The sequence below is a fragment of the Paenibacillus sp. J31R109 genome, assembly GCF_059692055.1.
This window is the reverse complement of record NZ_JCAUAR010000012.1, coordinates 192,025-206,800: the sequence shown is the minus strand read 5'-3', so window position 1 is coordinate 206,800 and position 14,776 is coordinate 192,025. Positions and strand designations below refer to the sequence as shown.

The window sequence follows — 14,776 nt, the reverse complement described above, 5'->3', positions numbered from 1 at the left end:
GACCCCTTGTAGACGACGAGGTTGATAGGTTCGAGGTGGAAGTGCGGCAACGTATGCAGCTGACGAATACTAATCGGTCGAGGGCTTAACCTAATCCCAACCAAGTGAAGATAAGCTTAGTAGCGAATTCCGAATACTTGATTGGGGCCCAGAAAATCCTAAGTAAAACTTACGTTGAAATTTCGTATCTAGTTTTCAAGGCGCAAACAAAACGCTTTGACTGTTTGGTGATGATGGCGGAAGGGATCCACGCGTTCCCATCTCGAACACGACCGTTAAGCCTTCCAGCGTCGATGGTACTTGAACCGCAGGGTTCTGGGAGAGTAGAACGTTGCCAAGCAGACCCACTTGTGGGTATTTTTTTTGTCTGGGGCCATAGCTCAGCTGGGAGAGCGCCTGCCTTGCAAGCAGGAGGTCAGCGGTTCGATCCCGCTTGGCTCCACCATTATTCCCTGATAGCTCAGTTGGTAGAGCACTCGACTGTTAATCGAGTTGTCACAGGTTCGAGTCCTGTTCGGGGAGCCATTTTCAAGGCCCGTTGGTCAAGTGGTTAAGACACCTCCCTTTCACGGAGGTAACAGGGGTTCGAGTCCCCTACGGGTCACCAATAATCCTTAATCCCATGGAGGCTTAGCTCAGCTGGGAGAGCATCTGCCTTACAAGCAGAGGGTCGGCGGTTCGATCCCGTCAGCCTCCACCATTTATTATGGTAGAGAAGAGATTTCGGCGCTATAGCCAAGTGGTAAGGCAGAGCTCTGCAAAAGCTTTACCCCCAGTTCGAATCTGGGTAGCGCCTTGATATATAAGCCGGAGTGGCGGAATCGGCAGACGCACAGGACTTAAAATCCTGCGGTAGGTGACTACCGTACCAGTTCAAGTCTGGTCTTCGGCATTTTTACACAACTTAGATGCGCCCTTAGCTCAGCTGGATAGAGTATTTGACTACGAATCAAAAGGTCGGGAGTTCGAATCTCTCAGGGCGCGCCATCTTCACTTCAACAAACTACGCGGGCGTAGTTTAATGGTAGAACTTCAGCCTTCCAAGCTGATCGCGCGGGTTCGATTCCCGCCGCCCGCTTACACGAAAAAGACCACCCTAGGGTGGTCTTTTTCATTTTAATACCTGGATCTCATTTGCTATACTAAAGATTATAAGCGGAAGATCAGTGAATGGGGATGAACGTATGGCTCGGCAGCGATATAGTAATTTAGATCCAAATGCGAAAACGAAAACCTGGAAAGAAGTACGTCGTTGGCAGAAGGAGCGGAAGGGTAAAATCAAGGATTTGAGCTTCCGAATCGGTCAATCGGAACATAAGCAGCAAGAGCTGCTGAAGAATAATCAGAGTGAAGTGACGATTACCTGGATCGGACATGCCACCTTTTTACTGCAAATGGGTGGTATGACAATTGTGACAGATCCTGTCTGGGCCACTCGAATGGGCTTTACGCAGAGACTGGAGGCGCCAGGGTTAGCGATAGAGGAGCTGCCGCCAATTGATGTTATTTTGCTATCCCATGCGCATTATGATCACTTGCATGTGGGCTCGTTGAAGAAGCTAAGAGGCACGCCTCTCGTGCTTGTTCCCGAAGGGCTTGCCTCCAAGGTGCGGAAACTGGGATTCAGCACGGTTCATGAATTGCCATGGTGGGGCAGCCACACGATCGGCCAATTAGAGTTCCACTTCGTTCCTGCGCAGCATTGGACAAGACGTACGCTAACCGATACGAATACCTCGCTATGGGGCGGATGGGTATTGAAGAGAACCACAGAGGCTATGCCAGTAGGAGAAGGGGATACCCCTACGATTTACTTCGCTGGCGATAGCGGGTATTTCGAGGGATTCCGAGAGATCGGGGCTAGATTTCCCGGCATTCACTACGCGCTAATGCCAATTGGTGCCTACGAGCCGGAGTGGTTTATGGGGATGCAGCACGTTTCCCCTGAGGAAGCGATACAGGCATTTATAGATATGGGAGGGAACGAGTTCATTCCGATGCATTATGGGGCATTCCGACTTGCCGATGATACGCCAAAGGAAGCGCTAGATCGGTTGTTAGCGGAATGGCAGCGGAGGGAGCTTGAACTTGGCCAAAGCAAACTCCGCTTATTAAAGCATGGAGAAACACTTGTGGCAGAGCGATCAGGGGATTAGGTTGAATATAAAGGTGTAGGTGGATTAGCTCTTGCTAAATGCTGCCGACACCTTTGTTTTGTTCCAAACAACCTCAATGAGATAATCCCCTTTAGGTAAATTATTGAAAGTCTTCGAATGTGGGAGCCTCGGGTCTTAAGGGGGCGGTATATGGTTTGATTTTATTCGCGAATGACAAAAATCAAAAATTGTCATTTGATATTTGTCATTTTGATATTTATAATAAAGTTATATGGTTAGGCGGCGTTCAGGACAGCAGAAAATTAAACCCATTCGAAAGGTGGAGTAGGAAATGGAACGTAAATTAGTAGGTAAAGTAGCACTAGTAACAGGTGCCTCCAGAGGCATCGGTCAGAAGATCGCGGAGGAACTGGCCCTGCAGGGGGCGAACGTTGTCGTGAACTACGCAAGCAGTCCAGCTAAGGCGGAGGAAGTCGTTAACGGCATTAAACAACAAGGTGGGGAAGCTATCGCGATTGGGGCAGATATTAGCCAAGTGGCGCAGGTAGAGCTTTTGTTCCAGAAGACGCTGGAGGCGTATGGGCGGGTTGACATTTTGGTCAATAACGCAGGAATCATGATTACGAAACCACTACTCGCCATTACGGAAGAGGATTTCGATAAGCAGTTTAATATTAATGTGAAAGGGACGTTCTTTGCGATTCAACAAGCAGCACTGCATATGAAAGAGAATGGTCGGATCATCAATTTCTCTACTTCGGTTAATGGGCAAATGTTCCCTGGGTACAGCTCATATGCGGGTACGAAAGGCGCTGTAGAGCAGTTCACACGTCAGTTGGCCAAAGAATTAGGACCCAAAGGCATTACGATTAATGCGGTAGCACCGGGACCGGTGAATACCGAACTGTTCACAGTAGGGAAATCGGAGGAACAAATCAAAGCTGTTGGCAGTATGAATTCGTTCGGTCGTATGGGAGAAGCGGAGGATATTTCTCGGGTTGTGCTTTTCTTAGCGAGCGAGGAATCGCAGTGGGTTACCGGGCAAACACTTCGAGTGAATGGCGGTTTTGTATAAAATGATGAAGAATGAGTTGCCTTTATCGAAAGATGAGATTTTAGATGCAGCTGAGCAAGTGCTTCGGCGTTATGGACCGGACAAAACATCCGTTGTCGATGTTGCCAAGGTGCTGCAAGTGAGTCATGGAACGTTATATCGGCATTTTGAAAGTAAAGCGGCGCTGAGGGAGGCCGTGACGTCACGCTGGTTGCACACGAGCATCGTCGTTCCTTTGGAAGCAATTGCAGGTGAGATTGGCGGTAGTTCGGTTGATCGGTTGCGTTTGTGGTTAGATACGTTGATTCAAACCAAGCAGAAATTCGCTGCCGAAGATGTTGAAATGTTCGCCATGTATGCCAATGTTACGGTTATTGAAGTTGAAATGATAAGCACCCATGTGTATCGCTTAATAGGGCAGCTAGCACGGATCCTTGAGCATGGGATGGCGAGCAAAGAATTGAAGCAAGGCGACTCGGAATCGATTGCTAGAGCTATTTTCTTGGCTACCTCACGTTTCCATCATCCTGCGCATGCTGCAGAATGGGGGATGGGGAGTATGATGGAGGACTTTGAAAATGTTTGGCAGTTATTAGTAGGAGGGTTAACATGATCAAACCTAAACGATTAAGGTCAGGATCCAAAGTAGCTATTATTTCCCCTTCCAGTGGGCTGCCTTCTTTGTTCCCGGATATTTACGAGCTTGGTCTGAAGCAGCTTCAAGAGGTCTTCGGCTGGGAAGTTGTTGAAATGCCATCGGCAAGAATGTCACCAGATGAGTTGTATAAGAATCCGCGGTTGCGTGCCCAGGATATTAATGATTGTTTCGAAAATGAAGAAATAGACGGAATCGTGACTTCCATCGGCGGGTATGAGTCGGTGAGGATTTTACCTTTTTTAAATACGGAAGTGATTTTGAAAAATCCTAAATTTATTATGGGGTTTTCAGATGCCACGACATTCTTAACGTACTTAAGTAATTTGGGAATGGTTACGTTCTATGGGCCATCGGTTATGGCTGGATTTGCGCAACTAAAAAACCTACCAGAAGCGTTTACGGAGCATCTTCATGCGATATTATTTGAAGAGCAGTTCCCTTATCGTTTTGAGCCGTATCAAGCATGGACGAATGGCTATAAAGATTGGAGCCAACTAGAGACGTTGGGCGAGTGTCTGCCATTTTCAGAGAACCAGAATGGATGGACGTTTATACAGGGCGAAGCGATGGAGCAAGGGTATTTGTGGGGAGGCTGCATCGAGGTTCTAGAATTTATGAAATCGACGGCTTATTGGCCGAAGGATGATTTCTGGCAGGATAAAATCTTGATTTTCGAAACATCAGAAGAGAAACCATCTCCCATGCAAGTGGGCTATATGCTCCGAAATTATGGGATGCAGGGTATCTTTTCACGCGTTAAAGGCGTCATATTTGGTAGGGCGAAGGATTATAGTGCAGCTGAGAATGTAGAGCTTAGAGAAATCCTTTTGAATATTATCGGAAAAGAGTTTGGGGCTGCTCATGTACCGATTGTTGTTGATTTTGACTTTGGGCATACAGATCCGAAATTGATTCTGCCTCTCGGCGGGAGGGTGGAGTTAAATCCGCGGACGAATGCGGTTATTTTGTTGGAGAGTCCTTTTGAATGATGGAGATGTGGGAAGAGCGTAATCCATGTATAATTGAAGGGTGATCCTAATAACAACATGAGAGGGTAACAGATTACTATGAGTGAAACGGTCAGTTTGAGTCTCGGAGGCTCGTATGTTGTGGCTCCAGACAACCCCAGAAAGACTAAGAATCGTGGTCGGAAATGTATGATTCTTTCTTTTGAGATGAATGACGAGGAATTGGACATAAGGGTTATTTATTTGGATACGAGCAGAGAGGTACTGCTAAAATTCAGTGATTTGAAGCCAATTACGGAGTGATACATAGTGAGCGGAGGTATTTCGCATGGCTTCCCCTATTGCAGTCGTCGCGTACGATCCAGAATGGGTTGTGATTTTCGAACAGATAAGAAACTTCGTACTTCCCGCTGTAAGTGATCTTGTGATTGGAATTGAACATGTCGGAAGTACTTCTGTTCCTGGATTAGCGGCAAAACCGATCATCGATGTGGACGTGGTGGTTAAAGCACCTGAAGATGTGCGCATAGTTGTTCAGAGGCTCGCTGTGTTGGGGTATGTACATGAAGGCGATTTAGGCGTTACGGGTCGTGAGGCTTTTATCCCTCCCCAGAGCATGATATGGCATCATCTATACGTAGTACCTGTGGATAACTTGGAGTTACAGCGGCATCTTCTTTTTCGAGATTATTTGAGGAGTCATCCAGAAGAAGTTATTGCGTATGGAGAATTAAAGCGTGAGCTTGCACATCGATTCCGCGATGATCGCGGAGCCTATTCGCTAGGTAAGAGTGAGTATGTCACAGGGGTACTGCAACGCGCGGGATGGCATTAGGGAGGAACCGCCAGTGAGAGTATATGGGTTTCTTTTAGTAATCAAGTAGTTTGACCCAAAATAAAACCGCCCTAAAGTAGAAGCATCTACTCACAGGACGGTCTTTTTGATTTAAGCGAGTTATCCGCTAATATTTCCAGCCATTTTAAGTCTCGCCGCGATTTGTTGGAAGTCCTCTGGCGAAATGCCAGGAGCAAATTCCTCATCGACAGCCGGAGCTTCAGCAATGGGGTATCCTTGCGGTGTACCTGGGATGACTTCCAAAGCGGAGCCATCTTCGGGATGGGTACCTTTCCAAATCTGGCCGATTGTGGTGAAGTCATTGTCGCTCCACGTGTAAAGCTTGGTATGCACACCTTTATCTTCATACTTCCTTGCTTCATTAAATGGTTTGTTGTTCAAGGAAGGTATAGGGACTAATTTAGTGACATTTACACCCGTAGCGACTTCCAATGCCTTGGCATATGCGACAACATGAACGCCACCACGAACGAGCAGGTAACCAATTACAGCACGGGCAGCAGGATGGTCGGTCATTTCATATACTTTCATTTTATGGGTACGAGCACCGCATTCTAAGAAGAAGTTATGAAGCAGATCCTCTACCAAGTTACCGCTGTTAAAAACATTTGCACCTGTCCATGGATGGCCCATGGAGTCTACAGGCATCGCCCCTTGCGCTCCTGCCAAAAAGTGATACGAAAGACGAGCATCTTTGACCACATCTAGTGGTGTCTGTTCAGGCTCTTTATAGCTCGTCGAGCCCCTTAAGCATTTATTAATCGCGTGTGATACCAACTCTACATGGCCCAGTTCTTCGGCCGTAATACTCATAATCAAATCGTAAAAGGGCCTGAGCTTTTCCTTTGAACGAAAATTAAAGGATTGATACAGATAATTGTTCAAAGTGGACATTTCACCGAATTTGCCACCTAACAATTCCTGTACAGCGGCCGCGGCATTCGGGTCAGGCCTCTCAATGTCAGGAATCTCAATCGAAATTTCATCCATTCGTTTAAACATGGCTTCAACTCCCTTAGATTTTTCACTCCTGTACATTGTTTACCTTAAGGTCTATATCTAACCATCCCGCAGCACCAATTTGAATGGCAACTTTCCATAAGTAATGTGCGTCTAATTCACATGGGAAATATTTTCAAATTTGAATGGGACTGGTGCTTCGATGATCAGACAAGTAAGTAGTGGATTGCTTATAGCTGTCATACTACTTGAGGGGGAATCTCACCGTTGAATCGACTATATCGAACGGCGCTAGGTATTCTTATCCTAGGTGGATTCACATTTTTCATGTATGTGATCGTTGAATCCCTTGTCTTTGAGAAAGAGCATAGGATTCAAGTGAATGTCGTACAGTTGAATGAACATGATTACTCTGATCACTGGCAGGGGATTGCCACCACGCTGGGGATGGATGAACAAGCCAAGTTGGAAGATTTTCAGTTGTTTTATAACGAGCAGGGCGAAGTTCAGAAGTTATCTTACGAAGTCGTATGGCGTCGTCCGGGGCAGCATGATTTTATTTTTTACTATATAGATTATGACCTTATAACTAGTAAAGCCATTGTCAAAAAGCAAAAGATTGAGGGGCCATGGTTGCAATATGATCGTTCGATGCAAGTGAGCTATTTCTTTAAGCGATTGGATGAGATGGATTTGACGATAATGAAACCGAATAATGACGATCCGATACGTTACATGCGAGTTCATGAGAATGGCGCTCGTATGACTTATGCTATAAAAAGTATGATGAAATACCGCATAGACAAGGATCAAATCCATGAAATTACGGATACCCAACTTCCGGTTGAAGGGTATTGGCTATCTGTATGTGGCATGGCAGAGGAAGCTGCACCCGATTTCGCGTCATCTTGTGAGGATCGAATCGATTATATCTTAGATGCTCGTACGAGCGATAATAGGTAAAAGAGGTTGCCGATGAAGAGAATCGGCAGCTTTTTTTTTCGTGAAATGGAGGAACAATTATTTTATTTCTTTCACAATTTGGACATAATATCCAGAAAAGGGTGTCATTCCTTGCTCTGTCTGAAATAAATTGCAAATGATGATGGCTCCTCTCTGAAAATTTGACACTTTTGTGTAATAAAGCTCAGATTATAAAACAATTGGTGGTTGGGCTTGGATTAACAATAATAAAGTATGTTATCATGAAGTAACATTATATAAGTTAAAGGTAAGTTTATACTTGGAGGTAATTACCATTAGTACCGATACTGTAAAAGATGCAATGACCATGTTAAAACAAACGAGCCGCACCTTTTATATACCGATTAGCGGTTTGGATGCAGGTCTGAAAGAAGCGGTAGCATCTGCCTATCTGTGCATGCGGGCTATTGATGAAATCGAAGATCATGAGGAACTGGCAGACGCTTTAAAAATAGAGCTGTTAGCTGGTGTGCACGGGGCATTCCAGTCTTCGGATATTATTAATGCGATCCAGAAATTATTAACGCCTTATACAGCGCAACTTCCGGAAGTATCTCTGCGACTTGCAGAATGGCTGCGTTTGTGTCCGCCTACCGCGTTACCGATTATTGAAACATACATTGCGAAAATGTCACTCCAAATGTCGGAATGGGTCCAAAAAGGCTGGAGCATCCGTACGGAAGAAGATTTGGATGGGTATACATACAGTGTAGCGGGTATGGTTGGCGAAATGTTATCTGAGCTGTGGCAGTGGAATGATGGCACGCAGTCGGATCGTGATAAGGCTATTGCCTTCGGACGAGGGCTGCAAGCGGTCAATATTCTTCGGAACCAAGCTGAGGATGCAAAACGTGGCGTTAGCTTCTTCCCGGAAGGCTGGGGCTTCAAGGAAATGCAGCAATACACACGCCGTAATCTACAACTAGCCGACGCTTATATCGCAGACCTGAAGCAGGGACCAGCGCTGAAGTTCTGCAAGGTGCCATTGGCGCTCGCGCATGCAACGCTCAATCTGCTTTCTGCGGGTGGCAGCAAATTGACACGAGACGCGGTTTTGAAAATTGTGAGCAAGGTAACGTAGCGAATAGGTTCTACATAAAAGAAACCTGCATCCATTAGACGGATGCAGGTTTCTTTTGGTTGTATCGCTTTTCCATATACCATTGAAAAATCCAAACACACAAGGCGAACCAGAACCCGCTGGCGAAGTAGGCAGCAACAACATCACTAGGGTAGTGGACACCGAGGTAAATCCGGCTTATGCCAATTAGAAGGATCATAAGGATACTACATACAAGGACGATGGTCCTCCCTTTTCTGGTAGGTACATGCCTCCAAAGCAGAAAAGAAAGCGATGCATACATCGCGAAAGCGATCATAGAATGTCCGCTGGGGAAGCTGTAGCCTGCCTCTTCGGCAAGCCTATGAAGGGTAGGGCGATCGCGTTGAAAAAATAGTTTGAGCTGTCGATTCAAAACTGCGGTCCCCGCGATTAGGGTAACAAACAGAATTAATTCCATGCGATGTTTCAGGAACTTGTAAAAAAGAAACAAGCAAATCAGCGTAATGGCGATGACAACGCGTGTTGAACCTATGAAGCTTACTAGCTCCATTATAGAAGTCAGCCAGGGACGTTCCATACCTTGGACGAATGTAATCACGCTGCTGTCAAATCGTGCTATCTGCTGCCCTTGTAACAAGGATGCAATGGTCACGAAACACCCAATAGAAACAAGGCTAAGAATGAGTAAAATGGTTGGTAGTCGTCGTATGTTGTTCATTCTTTGATCAAAGAGCCCTCTCAATCACCTTTTTATAATGCTGCACTGATAGTATACCAAAAACCGAGTAAAGAATGGTATACAGGATCATGACAATCAACATGGGTGTCCAGAGCTCCGTTCCAAAGAAGAACCAACCGGATTGAATCGCAAAATAGCTGTGGACCAGCCCGACAACGAGGGGGATACCGAAATTAAATAGCTGTTTGCGTTTAATGCCTTGTAATAGATCGTTTTGGGTGAAGCCTAGCTTCCTTAGAACGGTGTACGAGGCCTTCTCGTCTTCGCTCTCATCCATTTGCTTGAAGTAAAGGATACAGCCAGACGTGATAAGGAAGGTGAGCCCAAGGAAGGCGACAATGAACATGATCAAGCCCATTCTGTTTTTGGATTCACTAGCCATATCTTGGCGAGAATCACGGGAAGCGCGCTCATCCCATTGGATTTCGTGAAAAAGTTGATTGGCTTTCTCGAGTTCCTTCGCATCCACGATATCAAATCCGAAATAGAGCGATGATGTTCCTTGAATGCGAGGATCGAGATCCTGCTTTAAACGCTGAAAGACAGATTCGTCTACGACGGCAACAGGCAGGCTACTCATCGAGAAGCGTCTTGAGATGAAGGATCTCTCCTCAATGCCGGTATTCGTTAGCGGGAGGGTGCTATTTAGGGTGATAAATTGGGCTTGGCTATTCGCTTTGAACTGAAGAAATTTTTGCATTTCATCGTTTGCCCCGGTAAAAAAGGTTTGCTCCGCAGTCAAATCGATTCCTGCAGCGGTTTCGCTAATAACAGCGATCCGATTGACATCTTGACTCATATAAAGTTCACTTTTCGATTCCATGACTTGGCTAAGATCAATCTTAATTTGAATGACCTCAATGGTTGTATCTCGATGTTTAATGCCACCGGCATCTAAGGCTTTCATAAAGCTCTCCGCATACTGACGTTCCGTCACACCAAAGTGATTCGGCATGTTCATTTCGGCTGTCTTTTGAACGGAATAGTACGTGATATAGCTCAAGGAAAGCAATCCAATCGCAAGGGCAGATACCGTCGTGATCACCATCAAAAGCAAGGCGTTGGATTTCATCCGATACATGATGGAAGCGAGGGAAAGCACCTCTTGCACGTTGATGAAGCCGTTTTGCCTCTTACGAATCACATTCAAAATTAAACGGACAGACCCTTTATAGAATAAATAAGTACCGATGATCACCGAAGCAAGTATGAAGAGCATTCCACTCAATAATTCAGGTGCCGTCGTCATGTTTCCTGAAAACAATTTAGAAGATACGTAGTAGCCTAGGATAACGAGACATAGCCCAATAAACCCAAGGGTTACTTCGGTCCTCGACATCTGCTTTACTTTGGCTTCCGTTGAGGTTGCTACATGGAACAGCGAAAGAATTGTTTGCCTGCGAATGAACAAATAATTGACCAGTAGAATGAATAAGTAAACGGCACTGAAAACAACAATGGTTTGCAGGAACGCTTGCAACGAAAAGTGGAGCGATGCATTCGCTTTTACCCCTGTAAGTTGAAATAAGACCATGAGAATGAGCTTAGATACGGAGAATCCGATGAACGTCCCAACGACGAGAGAACCGAAGTATAGGATGAAGTTTTCGACGCTAAGGATACGAAAGATTTTCGCCTTCGTCATGCCGATGAGCTGCAGAAGTCCGATTTCTTTACTGCGTCTTTTCACAAAAATGTTATTAGCATACAAGTTGAAGATCGTCACAATCGCAATAAGTAAAATAGAGGCTGCACGCATGGAAGCTGCGCCTTTAATCGTACCTTCTGCAGCATCTAGCGCAGGATCGAATTGTAAGGTGACGAAAGCGAAATATAGCGCAACACTAAACATCAAGGCAAACACATATAGGTAGTAATGCTTGATATTGGCCTTTAGATTTTGAAGGATAAGATGATTAATACTCATATTGCACACCACCCAGCACACCTTGGGTTTTCATAATATCTTGAAAGAAAGCCTGTCTCGTTTCTTGCCCTTTATAGATTTGGGAATAGATCTGCCCGTCTTTAATGAAAATAACTCTGCTGCTATAGCTGGCTGCAACGGAATCATGGGTGACCATCACAATGCTTGCTTGTCTGCTTTGATTCAGTGCACTTAACTTGTTGAGCATGTCGGAAGCTGATTTGGAATCCAGGGCACCCGTTGGTTCATCCGCGAAAATAATAGAAGGATCATGAATAAACGCTCTAGCCGCGGACGTTCGCTGTTTCTGCCCACCGGATATTTCGTTTGGATACTTATCCTTCAACTCATAAATGCCAAGCTCTGTCGCAATGTCATGAAACCTTTGATTAGCTTCTACTTTAGAGATCTTCGTAATGGATAAAGGAAGCAGGATGTTTTCTTTCACAGTTAGCGTATCGAGCAAATTATAATCCTGAAAAATAAAACCGAGATGATGCTTCCGAAACTCAGCCAATTGCTTTTCTATCATGTTCGTTGTTTCTGTTTGGTTAATTTGAATGGAGCCATGACTCACTTTATCAATAGAGGAGAGCACGTTGAGCAGTGTCGTTTTCCCAGATCCCGATGGACCCATGATGCTGACGAACTCCCCTTTCTCGATGGTTATATCTAGACCCCGTAATACTTCTTGTTTGTTATGTTTATTGCCGAAGCTTTTATGGATTTTAACAGCTTGTAAGATGGACATAAGCCACACACTCCTTCACATGATAGCTTTATTATAAAAAGCTGCACGGCATTTATCCTTCGATTCACCGAACAAAGTAGAAAGGCATGTGACATTATTGTCACATGCCTGTAATCCGCAAGAGTTCGTTGGGCTGTGGGAAGGCGAGGGTGAACGTACTTCCTACACCAACCTCAGATTGTACAGTCAGCTGGATGTGCAGCGTGTGTGCGGCTTTCTGCGCCAAATACAAGCCCATGCCTGTCGCGGCGCTGTCTTGGTGCCAGGTCGTAGAGGTGAATCCCTTATCGAAGATACGGGGCAGATCCTTAGGGTCAATCCCACGACCGGAGTCGGATATTTCTAGCATCGTACGCTCTTGGACCAAGAAGCTTTTTACGATGATATCGGAAGCGGGTTTGTCGCTATATTTTACTGCATTCGTTAAGATCTGACGAAGGATAAAAGCGAGCCATTTGGCGTCGCTCAACACTTGGGTTACGTTCAAATGAACGTCAAACCCCATACCTTTTTGAATGCACCAAGATTGTAAGGATTTAAGCTCCATATAGAGGAGACTTTCGATGTCTACCTTTTCAATATAGAGATCATTTTCAATCGAGGGAAGTCGAAGTTGGTGAAGCTGTTGGTCGAGAAGATGATGAATGCGCAGCCATTCAAAGGTTAGGGATGCTCGCATCGGATCATTCTCCAAACGGCTAATCATCAAATGCATGGCAGTGAGTGGTGTCTTCACTTCATGGATCCAAGACAACAGCTCATCTTTCTCCTGTTCCAGGGCGATTTGCTGCCGAGAGGCCGTCTGATGGAGGCGCTCGGTTTGATGGACTAAGGCCGATTCCATGATCTTCTCGAAGGGACTTGCTGCATCGGCGACACCAGAGACGTCAAGGCTGGTTTCCCAGTCATTTAACCGCTTGATAAAAGCCGTCTCCTTGTGATAGCGAATGATTAAGAAGATAATGAACAGAATCGTGGATAAGAAAACGATGTACAGCATCGGTTGGAGCGGAATGGAGAGGTCGAGATACGCAATAAGCAGCAGAAGGCATTGGCCGAATAGGAACATCCCAATCCAGCTTATTCGCTCCATCAGAAATGTTTTACTCATAGTGAGGAGACTCTTCGGTTGCCATATAGCCCTGACCGACCTTCGTTTCTATAAAGCGGCCCAAATCGAGCTCGTCCAGCTTCTTTCTGAGCCGATTTACGTTTACCGTCAACGTATTATCACTTACAAAACGCTGGTCATTCCATAAGCTGTTGATGATGTCTTCACGGCTGACGATCATATTCTTACGCTCGATGAGAAGCTTTAAGATGTAAATCTCATTCTTGGTTAGTTCTATGGAAGAACCAGACTCATGAAGAACGATGTTTTTTTCAAAATCAATCGTAGCACCACACCATGTTTTCAATTTCATTGGCTCTGTACTGTAATTGTAGACACGACGGAGAATGGCATGGATTTTTGCGATGAGTACGTCAAAATGAAAAGGTTTTTGGATGAAGTCATCTGCTCCAAGCTGCATGGACATCACGATATCGGTAGGATGGTCGCGCGAAGAGAGGAAAACAATCGGCACATTGGAATGCGTGCGAATCATTCGGCACCAATGAAAGCCATCGAATTTGGGCAGTTGAATATCAATAATGACGAGATCAGGCTTCAGTACGATAAAGGACTCAACTACTTTATTGAAATCGGCGATGCCATGAACCTCGTAAGACCATTGGGCCAAACGCTCTTTGATCTCGGCGAACAAGGTTGCATCATCTTCAATAAGTAAGATCTTGAACAAGGGAAGTCACCCACTTCTGAGCATTCTTTGAGTTGAAAAGGCATTATATTGTAAACTGTGGTAAATACAGCTTCTAGTGCGTTCGTCCATTTTAGCAAATCATACCATAAATTCAAATGAGGAGTCATGGATGCCATGAAACAGAATAAATACGATGAGCTTGGATTTTTTGAAAAATACAGCGAGATGCCTCGTTCCATGGGTGGCCTCAGTGCAGCTGGGGAATGGCCTGTCCTTCGTACGATGCTGCCCACGCTTCAAGGTAAACGTGTTCTTGATCTTGGATGCGGCTATGGTTGGCATTGCAAGTATGCCCGTGAGCAAGGAGCGGAGTCCGTAGTTGGAGTTGATCTCTCGGAGAAAATGCTGGCCTATGCCAGAGCGAATAATAACGATACGGGTATCGAATATCATAGGCTGGCAATTGAGGATATCGACTTCGCGGCGGGTGAATTTGATGTAGCCGTCAGTTCATTGGCTCTTCACTACGTCGAGCAGTTTGAGGCGGTTTGCCGTCAAGTACAGCACTGTCTTGCGGACGGAGGCACTTTCGTACTCTCCGTTGAACATCCAGTCTTTACCGCGCGTGCTGCGCAAGATTGGCACTATGGCCCGGAAGGCGAGCGGATGCACTGGCCCGTCGATGATTATCAAGATGAAGGTCTGCGAGTCGCTAGATTTCTAGATCATGATGTGGTGAAGTATCATCGAACGCTAGCTACTTATATGAATGCACTTATTGATGCTGGATTCCAAATAACGAAGCTCGCAGAACCGCAACCGACGCAAGAAGCATTGGATCAATATCCCGAAATGAGAGACGAAACACGCCGGCCTATTTTCTTATTAATTTCAGCGGTTAAGCTTTCAAAGTGAAAATAAAGTCGAAAAAATGCG

General features: G+C 45.4%; 14 protein-coding genes, 8 tRNA genes and 2 rRNA genes. 18 read left to right on the top strand and 6 right to left on the bottom strand.

The features are described from left to right. The 15 genes from AC58QT_RS25670 to AC58QT_RS25600 form a co-directional block, all read left to right on the top strand. A 23S ribosomal RNA gene (locus AC58QT_RS25670) occupies positions 1 to 93 on the top strand; the annotation flags it as partial. Positions 94 to 223: 130 nt separating this feature from the next. Continuing rightward, a 5S ribosomal RNA gene (gene rrf, locus AC58QT_RS25665) occupies positions 224 to 340 on the top strand. 29 nt (positions 341 to 369) lie between these two features. Further along, positions 370 to 445: transfer RNA gene (locus tag AC58QT_RS25660), tRNA-Ala, on the top strand. Positions 446 to 449: 4 nt separating this feature from the next. Further along, positions 450 to 525 (top strand) — tRNA-Asn (locus tag AC58QT_RS25655). Positions 526 to 532: 7 nt separating this feature from the next. Further along, a tRNA-Glu gene (locus tag AC58QT_RS25650) sits at positions 533 to 607 on the top strand. Between the two features lie 17 nt (positions 608 to 624). Next, positions 625 to 700 (top strand) — tRNA-Val (locus AC58QT_RS25645). A gap of 25 nt (positions 701 to 725) precedes the next feature. Beyond that, positions 726 to 796: transfer RNA gene (locus AC58QT_RS25640), tRNA-Cys, on the top strand. A gap of 10 nt (positions 797 to 806) precedes the next feature. Continuing rightward, positions 807 to 892: transfer RNA gene (locus tag AC58QT_RS25635), tRNA-Leu, on the top strand. Positions 893 to 910: 18 nt separating this feature from the next. Continuing rightward, positions 911 to 987, top strand: a tRNA-Arg gene (locus AC58QT_RS25630). A gap of 20 nt (positions 988 to 1,007) precedes the next feature. Next, positions 1,008 to 1,078: transfer RNA gene (locus AC58QT_RS25625), tRNA-Gly, on the top strand. 106 nt (positions 1,079 to 1,184) lie between these two features. Next, positions 1,185 to 2,156, top strand: a complete 972-nt coding sequence (locus AC58QT_RS25620) for an MBL fold metallo-hydrolase (RefSeq protein WP_497411474.1) — start codon at positions 1,185 to 1,187, stop codon at positions 2,154 to 2,156. 292 nt (positions 2,157 to 2,448) lie between these two features. Next, complete coding sequence (locus tag AC58QT_RS25615) at positions 2,449 to 3,192, top strand: SDR family oxidoreductase (protein WP_497411473.1); 744 nt, start codon at positions 2,449 to 2,451, stop codon at positions 3,190 to 3,192. A gap of 1 nt (position 3,193) precedes the next feature. Continuing rightward, positions 3,194 to 3,784: a TetR/AcrR family transcriptional regulator gene (locus AC58QT_RS25610; RefSeq protein WP_497411472.1), complete on the top strand. Its 591-nt coding sequence runs from the start codon at positions 3,194 to 3,196 to the stop codon at positions 3,782 to 3,784. Beyond that, positions 3,781 to 4,818: a S66 peptidase family protein gene (locus AC58QT_RS25605; RefSeq protein WP_497411471.1), complete on the top strand. Its 1,038-nt coding sequence runs from the start codon at positions 3,781 to 3,783 to the stop codon at positions 4,816 to 4,818. Before AC58QT_RS25610 ends, AC58QT_RS25605 begins: the two co-directional genes overlap by 4 nt. A 307-nt stretch (positions 4,819 to 5,125) precedes the next feature. Further along, complete coding sequence (locus AC58QT_RS25600; protein WP_497411470.1) at positions 5,126 to 5,632, top strand: GrpB family protein; 507 nt, start codon at positions 5,126 to 5,128, stop codon at positions 5,630 to 5,632. A gap of 120 nt (positions 5,633 to 5,752) precedes the next feature. Here AC58QT_RS25600 and AC58QT_RS25595 read toward each other — a convergent pair whose 3' ends face one another. Further along, positions 5,753 to 6,655 (bottom strand): manganese catalase family protein, encoded by a 903-nt coding sequence (locus tag AC58QT_RS25595; RefSeq protein ID WP_497411469.1) that lies wholly within the window; start codon positions 6,653 to 6,655, stop codon positions 5,753 to 5,755. Positions 6,656 to 6,880: 225 nt separating this feature from the next. On the opposite strand from AC58QT_RS25595, the gene AC58QT_RS25590 reads away from it, so the two are divergent. Together AC58QT_RS25590 and AC58QT_RS25585 are read left to right on the top strand one after the other, a co-directional pair. After that, positions 6,881 to 7,576 (top strand): hypothetical protein, encoded by a 696-nt coding sequence (locus AC58QT_RS25590; RefSeq protein WP_497411468.1) that lies wholly within the window; start codon positions 6,881 to 6,883, stop codon positions 7,574 to 7,576. 322 nt (positions 7,577 to 7,898) lie between these two features. Then, the gene (locus tag AC58QT_RS25585) at positions 7,899 to 8,678 is read left to right on the top strand and encodes a squalene/phytoene synthase family protein (RefSeq protein ID WP_497411485.1); all 780 of its coding nucleotides are present in this window, start codon (positions 7,899 to 7,901) and stop codon (positions 8,676 to 8,678) included. 34 nt (positions 8,679 to 8,712) lie between these two features. Here AC58QT_RS25585 and AC58QT_RS25580 read toward each other — a convergent pair whose 3' ends face one another. From AC58QT_RS25580 to AC58QT_RS25560, 5 genes are all read right to left on the bottom strand, one after another. Then, complete coding sequence (locus tag AC58QT_RS25580) at positions 8,713 to 9,378, bottom strand: phosphatase PAP2 family protein (protein ID WP_497411467.1); 666 nt, start codon at positions 9,376 to 9,378, stop codon at positions 8,713 to 8,715. A 7-nt stretch (positions 9,379 to 9,385) separates the two neighbouring features. After that, complete coding sequence (locus AC58QT_RS25575; protein ID WP_497411466.1) at positions 9,386 to 11,326, bottom strand: FtsX-like permease family protein; 1,941 nt, start codon at positions 11,324 to 11,326, stop codon at positions 9,386 to 9,388. Continuing rightward, a complete protein-coding gene (locus AC58QT_RS25570) occupies positions 11,316 to 12,077 on the bottom strand; it encodes an ABC transporter ATP-binding protein (protein ID WP_497411465.1) in 762 nt (253 codons plus the stop codon). The genes AC58QT_RS25575 and AC58QT_RS25570 overlap by 11 nt, the downstream gene beginning before the upstream one ends. Positions 12,078 to 12,177: 100 nt before the next feature. Then, positions 12,178 to 13,188 (bottom strand): sensor histidine kinase, encoded by a 1,011-nt coding sequence (locus AC58QT_RS25565; RefSeq protein ID WP_497411464.1) that lies wholly within the window; start codon positions 13,186 to 13,188, stop codon positions 12,178 to 12,180. Next, positions 13,181 to 13,879, bottom strand: coding sequence for a response regulator transcription factor (locus AC58QT_RS25560; RefSeq protein WP_497411463.1), 699 nt, complete (start codon positions 13,877 to 13,879; stop codon positions 13,181 to 13,183). The genes AC58QT_RS25565 and AC58QT_RS25560 overlap by 8 nt, the downstream gene beginning before the upstream one ends. Before the next feature lie 135 nt (positions 13,880 to 14,014). Between AC58QT_RS25560 and AC58QT_RS25555 the strand changes: the two genes are divergently transcribed. Further along, positions 14,015 to 14,755, top strand: coding sequence for a class I SAM-dependent methyltransferase (locus tag AC58QT_RS25555; protein WP_497411462.1), 741 nt, complete (start codon positions 14,015 to 14,017; stop codon positions 14,753 to 14,755). Positions 14,756 to 14,776 lie beyond the last annotated feature (21 nt).